We start from the raw sequence: 11,352 nt of genomic DNA, 5'->3' as shown, positions 1-11,352 counted from the left end.
GTTCCTCGAAAGCATATCTATTGGTGCCGAAGGCGCCTCCGAGGTCGCGGCCGACGCGGGAGGCATGGCCGGTCGCATGCCCAAGCTCACGCAGGGCGGTGCGGTGCCAGTCGATGGTCTCGAAATAGGCCTGCGGGGGCGGCACCCGCACGTAGTCCTGCGCCGGCACATAATAGGCACTGCTGCCACCGATGCGGAAATCGATACCTGTCGCCTTGATCAGCGTCTCGACTGTAGGCTCGATCAGTCCAGTCTCTGGTGCAGGCGGAGCCACGGCCAGATCGGCGGGCAGATTTTCACATTGCGCCACGTTGAACACGATGAAGCGCTTCAGGAACGGTATGGCCTGTGCTGCCTCGCCGGTTTCCCGCGCGCGATTCTTCTCGTCGTCAGGGATGAAACGGTCAGCATAGACGGCGGTGGTCCCGTGCTCGCCCCTGCGGACATGGCCGCCCAGCGATAGCGCCTGGCGGAAAGTCAGCCAGCCCTGGACGGGAAAGCCATGCTCGACGACCGCACCCCACAGGATCAGCACATTGATCCCGGAATAGGCGCGGCCGGTCGCGGCGTTGGCCGGCATAGCGAGAGGAGCTTTCGTCGCCGTCGTGCCCCAGGGCTGCACCCAGGGAAAGCGCCCAGCCTCCAGCTCCGCGATGATCTTGTTGGTGATATCGTCATAGAGGCTTGCCCGGTCGGCGCCGGCGCGAGCGTAATGTCTGGACATCGCGGTTCTCCGCGACGGGCGCCGGAGGCCCTCCCCCAGCTCTCAACCCGTCACGGCAACCGGTCCGTACTCTCACTCTAGACGGCGTTGCGGGGGCCTCCCGCAAAGGGGACTCTCTCGAATTTCGGCAAAGGCGGTCCGCGCCCAATCGGCAAATGTCGCTGACCATCTAGGATGGTTATTGCTACCGGACCGCGTGGCGGATGCGGTCGGTAAGCGTTTGTTCGACGTCGAAATAACCCGCCCATGCTTCGGGTAGCTGAGCCCGCGCGGCGGCGGCGAAAACATCGAAACCATTGGCGCTTTCGCAGGTGGGCAACTCCTCCCAGCTGACGGGCACCGCGCACGACGCCCCCGCGCGTGCCCGAGTCGACCAGGGACAGATTGCAGTGGAGCCCTGGCCGTTGCGCAGGTAATCGACAAACATTCGGCCCTTGCGCTTCGCCTTGCTCATGTTGGCCACGAAGCGCGACGGATCTGTACGGGCCAGTAGTTCGGCGAAGTCTTGGCAGAAGCTCTTGACCTCATCCCAGTCTGCCTCCGGGACGAGCGGCACAACCACGTGAACGCCCTTGCCGCCGGACAGCAACGGCCACGACTCCAGTCCCAGCGCTTCCAGAATGCCCCGAATGTCAAGGGCTGCCTGCTTGACGGCATTAAAGCCCAGGCCCTCGTCGGGATCGATGTCGAAGATCATGCGGTGCGGCAAATTCGGCTGCTGGCGCAGGCTCCCCCAAATGTGGAATTCGAGCACGTTCATCTGGACGCCTGCGATCAGCCCCGCCATGTCGCCGACCCAAAGGATGCGGCTTTCCTTACCGGACATCTTCGCCAACTGGCCGTCATGAATGGCCTTGGGCATGCCTGGCAGTTTATGCTTCTGAAAAAAGGTCTGTTGCAGGTCGCCGTCGGTATCGCGCACCAGCGACAGCGGCCGATCCTGGATGTGCGGCAGCATCTTCTCGGCGACCACGGCGTAGTAGGCGGCAAGCGTGGCCTTGGTCACCTTGGTCCTCGGATACATGACCTTGTCCGGATGGGTCAGCTTGACGCCGACAGCAGCGGCGATCTCCTTGCCGATTCCCGGGTCGAGATTGGCGGAGGCGAGAGTTGCCGGCGTCTTCGGCATTTCCATCACCACCTGGTCGGCTCGCTTGTCTTCGCGCATGCCCTCAAAGCTTGGATGTCGCAGGCTGCCGTCCGGTGTCACTTCGGCATAGGTGACTTCGGCGACAAGCTCGGGCTTCACCCACCGGGCACGGCGGGCAATGTCTCTCGGAACAGAAGCAAAAGTCGGTTTCTCAACACGGCGTTTCTCGAGCTTCGCCAGGATGTCCTTGCGCATCGCCGCGGTGAACCCAGTGCCGACGCGGCCGCGATAGATAAGCTTGCCATTGTCGTAAGTGCCGAGGATCAGCGAGGCCATGCCATGTCCTGTGTCACTTGGGCGATAACCGCCGACAACGAATTCCTGTCGCTTCGTGCACTTGATCTTGAGCCAACTCCTGTTGCGGTCGCCGACGTAGGAGCTGTCGGCGCGTTTGGCGATGATACCTTCGTGGCCGCCCTTGCACATGGCGTCAAACACCCTTTTGCCTTGGTCGACGATGTGGCTGGAGAATTGCAGGCAGTCGTCAGGTGGGCGAGCGCCCAGCAGGGACTCAAGCCGCTCCTTGCGCGCAAGGAGCGGCTTGTTCGACAGATCTTCTCCATCGAATTCAAGCAGATCGAAGGCGTAGAACTTGAGCGGCAGACCTGCGGCAATTCCGGTTTTCAGCATGGAGAAGTTCGTGCGGCCCTGGCTGTCGATGGCGACGATCTCACCATCGATCAGCACCGCGCCCTTGGTCAGTCTCTGAAGCGGCGGCAGGATCACTTTGAACTGTCGGGTCCAGTCGTGGCCATTGCGGGTATAGACGACGACGTTCGAGCCGGAGATGGCGACTTGGGCGCGATAGCCGTCGAACTTCATCTCGAAGAGCCAATCCCCGCCCACCGGTATGTCGTCTGTTAGCGTGCAGAGCTGGAAGGACCGAAACTTCGGCAGCGGATATGTAGGGATAGATTCTGAGTCTCTGCGCCGTGTGCGCCTTTTGCAGATGCTTAGGGTGCCATCTACAGGCGACATGCGGAACTCGGATACATAGTCCGATTCAATACCCTGCATGGGATTCGGTTCCATCCCCAAGCATCCACGCGCCGGCGACCGTCGGCGCTCTAAGGAAGAACGGCGTATAAGCCGCAGTCCTGCGCGCGTCCGCAACAGGGGACGTTGTCGCGCGCAGGACGGAGGAAATTCGCCCCCGCCGCGGGCGGTGAACGGGACAGCCGTAGGAGCGTCAGCATAGCGCCGGCCGCAGGACGGGACGCGGGACCGACTGTCCCCGTCCGCGGCGGTCCGCATGACTTTGCGTCACGATGGAAGCCGACCAGCCGTGATCGCGCGCAGTTCCGGTCCTCGGCAGTCAAGCCGCTGATCACATCGATGCTGCTGGCTTGCCAGCACCAGCGCCGAGTTGGCCTGGAAATCGATCAGGTCCTGCGCCGTTCGGCTCCTCTCAATTGCGTGGCAGCTTGTGAATTTCAAGCCGGACAGGCCCGCCCCTGTCACAACTGGTGCAGAAAAGCGCGCGTTCGACTGAACTGAACAGAGCGCCTTTGCCATAGCGTTTGATGAGGCCGGCAGGCTTTACCGTTGCATGGTGTGAACAGGATCTGCACCAGGCCCGCAGCACATGCCATTCGCGAAGGTCTCCGAGGGCGACATCGAGGCCGGCGTGAACGCTGCCGTCGATGATGGTCTGTGGCGGGATCTTCACCTCGCCTGGCGTCAGGATCTTCTCCATCACATGCCGACTGTTGTAGTGGATCAGCAACATGCCAGGCCGGCGCCGGATGGCGGCCTGCCAGGCAGCCTGGCTCACCGTCGAATCGGGGGAACGCGAAATGGTTTCTGACAGAGCCTGCTCCTCGCGATCCCAGATCTCGATCCGAAAATTGTCTTCCGCTGTTTTCGCCATAGCTTCGCCGGCCAGCGCGATTGACGCCGAGCCATGGTCCTTTGCTGCTCAAGATCACGCTGAAATAAGGAACATATTCCTGTCTCGTCAAGGGGCGCACTTGACTCTTTGTTCTCTTTTTGTTCACATTCACTGAGATAGGCCATAGGAGGCGAACCATGGAACTTCGCTTGAACATCGAGAACGCAACACCCGAAGACCTCGCACGCGGCATCGCCGCAGCCGAAGCCGTGTTTGCACGCGCCGGCATTACGGCTTTGCAGGGGGCGGAAGGACTGTTTGCGTTGGAAGGGTGGGATATCAAAGGCTTTCCCGAAGACGACAAGCCTACCGAAGACGAGAACCAAGCCGCCACGGTCTGGCTGGAGGCCGACGAGGCTGCGACGACTGCTTGTTGTGCGGGCTGGCCGGAGGACAGAATTCCGCGCCATCAGGTCATGGAACTGATCAACGTTCCCCGCACGAAGTTGCAGGCCGAGGCGCTTCCGGACACTTGGCCGGCGCGCAAACAGCTCTATCCTGACGTCGTCAAACGGCTGGAGGTTACAGCTGGCCCAGACCGCCAGATCGATTTCGATATCGCCTTCGTTCTGGGTTGGGTTCCCGAACGGCCGACGCTGGATCGGGTTGAGCCGCTTTCGGAAGATGGAGACCGTATCCCCTTCTTCACCAGCGACGTTGCCCAGGTCGAAGAGATGGCGCGCAAGGCGCTCAAGGACTGGACAATCGAGATCGACCGGGATCCCTGCGATGCCCACGTTTTCGACCCGGCGGCCGGCGATGACGATGATGAATTCCGCAGGGCAGCATGGCGTGATTTCGACGGCTCCTTGCATATGGAAAAGCCGCCGGCAAATCCTGCAATCGCGCTGACGCTGGCAATGATGCGCGGCCAGTCCATGCATTTCGAATAGTGGTCAAACGCAGTCGGGGCTCACCAACACCATCGGTCATTGACCGCGACTGGCCGCACCAGGTTGCGCTGCCGGACGACCTCTGCACCGACCAGAACTTCACCATGATCGCGACGTTCTGCCAGGACCGAGGGCTTAAGCACCAGACGCGGCATGTGCAGGCGATATGGCCGAACGGCAAATATGAAACCTATCGGCTCCATTGCTTCAGCGATGCCGCATCAGCAAAGGCGTTCCTTGACCACTTCGACGGGCTGATGTTCGATCCGAGGCGGGATCGAGAGAATGGAAAGGTGCGGGGCGTCTGGCGCCGCACGGGTGAATACACGCCGGTCCTCGATCTCGGGCCTCTCAGCGTGCCGGAGATTTTGCGAAGTTAAGTTGAGCTTTCAGGGCGAATTGTCTCCACGGAGAGTGATCCAGCCGGCAGCGGCCGCAAAAGCTCGGCCTCCGGCTTTGTCAAATTGATCCAGGCCGCCCAGTTCTCCGGCTGGAGGACCACGACCTGCCGATTATGATATGGCACGACATCTGGCCCGGGATCGGTCGTCAGCATCGTGAAGGTGGGCGGCTTGTTGCCGACGGCTTCGCGCCAAAGCCCCGCGACGGCCATGAACGGAGATCCGTTGAGTGTGAAGCGATGTTTCGCCTTTGGATATTTCGTACCTGTGAATTCGAAGAACGCGGACGCGGGGATGAGGCAGCGCTTGCTATTTCCGAATTGCCGTCCCTCGGAGCGGAAGTTGAACACCGGCCCTCCCTTCGGCCCGGTCGGCGGAAATCCAAACGTCATCGATGCCAGTTCGATCGCGTCGTCGGCGCCGCGCATTACGGGAGCCGGATCCTTGATGCGAATGTCGTCCGCTTGTGGCAAATCTAGTTCCGTCTGGTGACTCGGGATTTTAAGGGCCAGCGACGCCATCATCCGGCAATACTCGGCCCAAATTATATGCTGTTCGTAATCGTTGCACATGGACGGCTCCGGACGCGGGCGCTCCAATCACAGTACGGTATATCGAGACGTGACGGAAAGCGGCCCGCACCTCAATTCCACGGATCTTGTTCAACCAGAATATCGGCCTCCTTGCCGTCTCAACGCGGACACGACCCAATCCGTGATGAGATGATAGGTTCCCGGTCTAGGAGTGCCAAAGGACCTGGCTCGGCAGGTGATCGCTGAGCAGCACGCCATGGAAACGAGCATGGTCGGCCACGGTCAAGAAACTGGCATGTAACTGACGTTTGACTGACACGAAGCCCGGCGACATCGTCGTCATGGATAATATAGCCTCGAGCAGATGAGAGTAGCCAAAGAGACCTGCGGGAGAATGGCCCCACATCGTTTCGGCCTTTTGCTCTTGGACGGATTGGAACGCTCGCAGCCAGAGTAGAATCCCCGCTTGCAAAAAAAGCATTCGCCGCAGGCGATGGTGAACGGCACCACCACACGGTCGCCGACTTTCAGGGTTGAAACGTCCGACCCAACTTCCACGACCTCGCCCATATTCTCATGGCCGAGCACGTCGCCGCTCTCCATGTCCGGGATGACGCCGTTGTAAATGTGCAGGTCGGAGCCGCAGATCGCGCAGGGCGTCACCTTGATGATGGCGTCCGTTGGCATTTCGATTTTCGGGTCGGGGACGCTCTCGCAGCGAATGTCGTGTTTGCCGTGCCAGGTGAGAGTGCGCATCGAAACCTCGAGTGTGACTGAGCAATACGCGCCAAGCGAGCTTGGTTCCTGTCTCGCTTAGTATCTCCACACTGCTTTCCATGGGCTGCTGTGCGGAGCTCCATCGTTTCACTTTCGCGGCCCCATCTCATGCCGATCACTTGCCGGCAAACAGCAGCAGCCCGGTTTGGATGCCGGGGCGAGGAACCTTTCCAAACGCCGGAGCTTGTTGTTTCGCATCTCACGCGCGCGTGAACAAACGCTGGCTCCTAAGGAAACTCCCGATGGCAAAAGAAAAGACGTTGGACGATCTCTTCCTCGATACACTGAAGGACATCTATTACGCGGAGAGGAAGATCCTCAAAGCATTGCCGAAGATGGCGCGGGCTGCGTCTTCGGCCGATCTGAAGGCGGCTTTCGAAAAGCACAAGGACGAGACCGAGGGTCATGTCGAGCGCCTTCAGCAGGTCTTCGAGATTCTGGGCAAGCGCGCCCAAGGCAAGACCTGTCCCGCAATCGATGGCATCATCGAGGAGGGCGAGGAGATCACCGAAGAATTCAAGGGCACAGCCGCCCTCGACGCCGGACTGATCTCGGCCGCCCAGGCCGTCGAACACTACAAAATAAAACGTTACGGCACCCTCAAGCGCTGGGCCGAGGTCCCTGGAATGCAGGACGCCGTAAAGCTGCTCGATCAAACGCTGGCGGAAGAATCGGCAACTGATGAGGCGCGCTCACGGGGCTAGCAGACTCCTCCGCCAATGAGATGGCAAAGGCGGCCTGATTCCAAGTACAGCGCGCGGTGCCGTATAAGCGGCGCCGCCTCGCCGTCGGTTCAGGTCACGCATGCGGCTTTAGCTGACACTGAACGCTTGACCACAACAACTAACACTTTCGGCGCGGCTCTCGTGCACCTCTTCCAAATTTTGCTTCCGGTAAAAGACCACACCGGACAACCGTTCGCACAGAAGGACTTTGACGGCCTAAAGAACGAGTTGGCCACCGAACACGGTGGAGTAACCGCCTGCCTCCAGTCGCCCGCTGAAGGTCTCTGGCGTCAAGCCGGCGAGACTGAGACGGATCACATTGTCATCTTCGAGGTGATGACCGAAGAAATTGATTTGCCGCGTTGGCGAAAGCGACGGGCAGAACTCGAACGGCGTTTTCGCCAGGACAAGGTCGTCATCCGCTATCTGCCCCTCGCGCTTGTTTAGGGGATCCATGCCCTCCACCTCGATCCGCAAGACTGAATACGATCCGGATAGAGAGGTGCTTTCGGTCTGGTTTGTCGCCAGTGGAAAACGCTACGACTATGAGGCCGTCCCTGCGGAGACCTACCAGTCGTTTCGAAATGCCTTCGCCAAGGGTCGCTTTTTCAACGAGCACATCCGGGGCCGTTTCAAGTATCGACGCGCCCGCGAAAACGACGACAACGGTTAGGCGCCCGTTTCGGAATTGGCGGCGTCCGCCGGCTTCGACTCGGGCGAGCCCTTGTGCCGCAGGAAAATCGACAGCACCACCAGGACCGCGGTCGACATGAACTCCGACTGCCAGTTCTGGAAGGACTCGAACCACAACTGGGCATCGAGGAGATAACCGCTAAGCGTTTGGACTTCACCGCCGTGCAGAAGCGCCTCCTCGTTCGCAGCCATAAGGCTTGCCCACCAGTGCAGGACAAATGAGGCAATGAACAGCAGCGCCAGTGCGATGCCTAGAGAGTAGGAATAAAGCCAGGAGAAGACAGGATTGCGCCGCCGCGTCGTTGCTGGGAATTCGTCGTTGGGGCGGTCGGGATTATCTGGGTCACGCGACTCGGCCGAGCCGCGCTGGAATAGCATCGCCGTCAACATAACATAGGCAGTCATCTGCAAGAATTCGCTTTCCCAGTTCTCGAACAGCCCCGAAAGGAAGTTACCGCTTGCCATGTACGCCAAGAGACGAAGAGCTGGGGAGCCGTGCTCGGCCAGCTCTTTATTGTGGGCGGCTTGGCCCGACCAGATCATGCCGAGCACGCTGAACAGAAACATCGTGACGAGAACGATCGTCAGGCCATTGTCTTTAAAGAACGTTTTCAAAGTCCCGCTCCTTTCTGAACGCGGTTAAATGCCAACCGCCGAGAACCGACGGTGGACACAGCTTCGACCTGCTCGCTGAACGCGAGCGGTAGAGTTCCATCAGCGCGTCATGCGTTTGGTCGGCGGAACTACAGACGGCATCATAAGCGAGCGTGAGCGGTGAACCGCAATCCTCGCAAAATCGACGTTCGGCCAGCTGCGATGATCGCCGGTATTTCGGCCTACCGCTGGTCCAGAAGAGATGATCGAAGGAGATCCAAGCCAGCACGGCGAACGCGCTGCTGGTGGCTCTGCGACACATGTCACAATGGCAATAGTGAACGCGAGGGATGCTTGTCAGCCGGTACCTTACCGCACTGCACAAAGATCGACCCGCGATTTCCGTAAAAGCAATATCGAAAATGGCATTCGTGCTTGACATTTAGATCAACCACGACATGGGGTCGCCTGTTCCCCAGCGGAGGGAGATGACAAACACTCCGATACCTGGGAGCCCGAACCAGGCTCGCCGAGACAGCGTTGTTGGTGGCCACGGAAACACGCCATGCCGGACCAACTCAGCCTGTTCGTCGACAAAGTACGCAGCCAGCTGGGCTTTGTATTGAGCGGAATTTGTTAGCGCAGAGGAAGAGCGCGCACTGGTCAGGCAGATCCTACCGCTTACTCCTTTCATTCGGAGTTCGAGGGGGCGGGTCGCGCCCTTTTGGTTTGGCATTCCGACTATTCATTGCAAAAACTTCAGCAGGCGAGCCCAGTGCCGGATTGGCTGACGCCGTTCGCGCACCGCGTCGAGAGTTTTTTCCGATTGTCCCACGGCGCGATCCAGCAGTTCTCTGCACGGAGTATGATGAAGGTGTAGGGATCGGCTGGCGTCGGGACAAACCACTGCTGCGCGACCGCAAGGCCAACATGTCCACGGACGATGGCGTAATCCCGAACCATCCGGGCTGGCCGCGGATCGTATATCGGAGCGCCGTGCAACTGCGGCAAGATTCGATCCAGCCGCGATCTTTGAGGATCTGTTCACACGCAACGGCTGGGGAACATGTTGGCTTTGCTGCCACGCAGTTCGTCGCCGACGGCGAGATCGTGATCGAGCCTGTCCCGCCAATATTCCTTAGACGCGCTTAAAAGCTCCGTCACCGGCTGAAGGCCGCATCCGCAAGCTCGCGACGCCTGCCTAGCTGCGCAGTTCGACATGCTTGCAGACCCGAACGGCAACGTTCTGACCGGCTGATCGCTTTCGGCAAGGCGCGCCGCCCTCGAAGCCGTCGTCAACTCCTTAGATGCCAAAGACATCGAGCTCTCGCCGATCACCTTTGAGGAAAAAAGCTGAAACGTGGTAGAGCGTGCAGGGAGAAAAACCGTTCGTGGCGATAGATCTCCGGTGAACGCGCGATGGACGACTGCAAGCTCCAACATGCTGGCTTCATCTCAACGATCAGCAACGAGGAACGGCCCGCACTGACCCGCTGGGCTGGAAGCGTTTGCGCGGGGGGCTTCGGGATTCACCGGCAAAGCGCCTATGGCGCTGGCGGCCCTTGACCTTCTTGCCGGCATCGTAACCGCAAGGCCCGCCGCTTTGCGTGGTTTTCACGCTTTGGCTGTCGATCACGCCGGCGCTGGGGGAGGCTTGGCAACCGGCGGCTAGACGGACGCTCATGAGCAGCAGGTGATTGATCGTGCTCCAAACGCCGCTGTCGCGCCAAGCGTAGAAGTAGCGCTGCAGCGTCGACACCGGCGGCAAGTCCCTGGGCAGCATCCGCCACGGCAAGCCACTGCGCAGCACGTAGAACAGTCCATTGATCTCCCGCCGCGACCATTTCGGCGGCCGCCCAAGTTGTGACGGAGACGGAATGACCGGCTCAAGAACCGCCCACTCCATATCCGTCAAATCGCTTGAATACCGCCCTTTGCAGGCATGCTTCGCCCGGGTGATATCGGTCCACATGTGCCTCTCCGTCGATGCTTCGCAACACCGACTGAATCACAAGTCGCTGATATCACTCAACTTCTTTTCGAGGCAGACACTTAAGACTCGAGTGACCTCGAAGCCGATGAACCGGCCCACAGCATCGGCTTCGACATCTCCGCCTGCAAAGCGATGCTCGCTTTGCAGGAGATGCCTGAAGCTTCTTGCGAGCAGGTAAGCCACATCGCTAACGATCAGCTTGAGGCCGTCGAGAGGCGAATCCGCCGGCTACTCGGGCTTAGGACCGAGCTCGCACGGATGATCAAGGAGTGCAAAGTCGCGACTATCGGATTATCGAAGTTCTCGCTTACCCTCCTGATCATTCGGACGGCCCATCTGCGAGCATCAGGATCGGGACGCCACAGACAATTGCCGCATCGGCGAAATTGAACGGTGGCCAATGTGATCCAGGCGTGAAAATCCAGATAGTCGACAACAGCGCCGATTTGAAGATGGTCAAGACATTGCTCAGGGCACCGCCGAGTATGGCTCCGAGGGCCGCCGCTTGCGGCCGCTTACGCTGGAATGGCGAGAGCCTCCTGCACGCCGCGGAATCCAGCTCTGCGCGTCAGTTCCTAGAAGCCCATCGGCGTTCAATTGCCCAATGACCCTTAGGCTACTGACGGAGAGCTTCGGTAGCCTTAACGGATGTTGCGCCTTTTCCCATGTTTCTTTCACTCGCTGGCTTATTGTGCCTTCAAAACGATCTGGTGCGCCAGCCCAAACCGCTCCCGATAGATCGGCTCCACGCTCAGCCGAGCATCGAACGGGCCAGGTTGCGATGCGCATGATGCCGATGATGGGAATGATGAGCAACGCGCTCGCCTCATGATCACCAAGGCGCGCCTCGGCATATGGCTGCGAAACCGGATCGCGCCCCTCGCCGTTCGTTGCTCACGGTCACCTGGGCCGCGCAACATATGGAAGCTCTCGCAAGAGCAGTTATGCTTGCGGTGCATGCCTGGCGATACGATTTGA

13 protein-coding genes and 3 pseudogenes are annotated in these 11,352 nt (G+C 59.8%); 6 read left to right on the top strand and 10 right to left on the bottom strand.

The genetic code is table 11. The features are described from left to right. The 3 genes from MESS2_RS12850 to MESS2_RS12840 form a co-directional block, all read right to left on the bottom strand. Positions 1–724: ArdC family protein (locus MESS2_RS12850; protein ID WP_040592866.1), on the bottom strand; the 724-nt coding region annotated here is incomplete at its 3' end. Positions 725–908: 184 nt separating this feature from the next. Further along, on the bottom strand, positions 909–2,852 hold the full coding sequence (gene ligD / locus MESS2_RS12845; protein WP_157357694.1) for a DNA ligase D: 1,944 nt from the start codon (positions 2,850–2,852) through the stop codon (positions 909–911). A 430-nt stretch (positions 2,853–3,282) separates the two neighbouring features. Next, positions 3,283–3,744 (bottom strand): hypothetical protein, encoded by a 462-nt coding sequence (locus MESS2_RS12840; RefSeq protein ID WP_008874702.1) that lies wholly within the window; start codon positions 3,742–3,744, stop codon positions 3,283–3,285. Between the two features lie 158 nt (positions 3,745–3,902). Between MESS2_RS12840 and MESS2_RS12835 the strand changes: the two genes are divergently transcribed. Both MESS2_RS12835 and MESS2_RS12830 read left to right on the top strand, forming a co-directional pair. After that, the gene (locus MESS2_RS12835; RefSeq protein WP_008874701.1) at positions 3,903–4,658 is read left to right on the top strand and encodes a hypothetical protein; all 756 of its coding nucleotides are present in this window, start codon (positions 3,903–3,905) and stop codon (positions 4,656–4,658) included. After that, positions 4,658–5,038, top strand: a complete 381-nt coding sequence (locus MESS2_RS12830) for a hypothetical protein (protein ID WP_008874700.1) — start codon at positions 4,658–4,660, stop codon at positions 5,036–5,038. Before MESS2_RS12835 ends, MESS2_RS12830 begins: the two co-directional genes overlap by 1 nt. Here MESS2_RS12830 and MESS2_RS12825 read toward each other — a convergent pair. Both MESS2_RS12825 and MESS2_RS12820 read right to left on the bottom strand, forming a co-directional pair. Further along, positions 5,035–5,631, bottom strand: coding sequence for an SOS response-associated peptidase family protein (locus tag MESS2_RS12825; protein WP_040592864.1), 597 nt, complete (start codon positions 5,629–5,631; stop codon positions 5,035–5,037). The genes MESS2_RS12830 and MESS2_RS12825 overlap by 4 nt on opposite strands. A gap of 319 nt (positions 5,632–5,950) precedes the next feature. Beyond that, a pseudogene (locus MESS2_RS12820) lies at positions 5,951–6,348 on the bottom strand (alcohol dehydrogenase catalytic domain-containing protein); the annotation flags it as partial. 263 nt (positions 6,349–6,611) lie between these two features. Here MESS2_RS12820 and MESS2_RS12815 point away from each other — a divergent pair. The 3 genes and pseudogenes from MESS2_RS12815 (at position 6,612) to MESS2_RS12805 (ending at position 7,767) form a co-directional block, all read left to right on the top strand. After that, positions 6,612–7,111: pseudogene (locus MESS2_RS12815) on the top strand (YciE/YciF ferroxidase family protein). Between the two features lie 88 nt (positions 7,112–7,199). Continuing rightward, the gene (locus MESS2_RS12810; protein WP_244439966.1) at positions 7,200–7,541 is read left to right on the top strand and encodes a hypothetical protein; all 342 of its coding nucleotides are present in this window, start codon (positions 7,200–7,202) and stop codon (positions 7,539–7,541) included. A gap of 7 nt (positions 7,542–7,548) precedes the next feature. After that, positions 7,549–7,767: a KTSC domain-containing protein gene (locus MESS2_RS12805; RefSeq protein WP_008874694.1), complete on the top strand. Its 219-nt coding sequence runs from the start codon at positions 7,549–7,551 to the stop codon at positions 7,765–7,767. On the opposite strand, the gene MESS2_RS12800 is transcribed toward MESS2_RS12805, so the two are convergent. The 4 genes and pseudogenes from MESS2_RS12800 to MESS2_RS12790 form a co-directional block, all read right to left on the bottom strand. Further along, entirely contained in the window at positions 7,764–8,402 is a 639-nt protein-coding gene (locus tag MESS2_RS12800) for a DUF6766 family protein (protein ID WP_008874693.1), read from the bottom strand. The two genes, MESS2_RS12805 and MESS2_RS12800, sit on opposite strands and share 4 nt — an antisense overlap. Then, positions 8,386–8,823: a GFA family protein gene (locus MESS2_RS34100; RefSeq protein ID WP_083918492.1), complete on the bottom strand. Its 438-nt coding sequence runs from the start codon at positions 8,821–8,823 to the stop codon at positions 8,386–8,388. Before MESS2_RS34100 ends, MESS2_RS12800 begins: the two co-directional genes overlap by 17 nt. A 602-nt stretch (positions 8,824–9,425) precedes the next feature. Beyond that, on the bottom strand, positions 9,426–9,824 hold the full coding sequence (locus tag MESS2_RS12795) for a hypothetical protein (RefSeq protein WP_040592860.1): 399 nt from the start codon (positions 9,822–9,824) through the stop codon (positions 9,426–9,428). Positions 9,825–9,927: 103 nt separating this feature from the next. Then, positions 9,928–10,353, bottom strand: a pseudogene (locus tag MESS2_RS12790) (IS5 family transposase); the annotation flags it as partial. Positions 10,354–10,506: 153 nt separating this feature from the next. On the opposite strand from MESS2_RS12790, the gene MESS2_RS30990 reads away from it, so the two are divergent. Then, a complete protein-coding gene (locus MESS2_RS30990) occupies positions 10,507–10,764 on the top strand; it encodes a MerR family DNA-binding protein (RefSeq protein WP_008874689.1) in 258 nt (85 codons plus the stop codon). On the opposite strand, the gene MESS2_RS34095 is transcribed toward MESS2_RS30990, so the two are convergent. Continuing rightward, the gene (locus MESS2_RS34095; RefSeq protein ID WP_083918494.1) at positions 10,694–10,933 is read right to left on the bottom strand and encodes a signal peptidase II; all 240 of its coding nucleotides are present in this window, start codon (positions 10,931–10,933) and stop codon (positions 10,694–10,696) included. The two genes, MESS2_RS30990 and MESS2_RS34095, sit on opposite strands and share 71 nt — an antisense overlap. Positions 10,934–11,352 lie beyond the last annotated feature (419 nt).

Origin of the sequence: Mesorhizobium metallidurans STM 2683 (assembly GCF_000350085.1) — a bacterium.
Classification (GTDB): Bacteria; Pseudomonadota; Alphaproteobacteria; order Rhizobiales; family Rhizobiaceae; genus Mesorhizobium; species Mesorhizobium metallidurans.
Note: the sequence above shows the minus strand (reverse complement) of the source record. Positions and strands in the feature narration are given on the sequence as shown.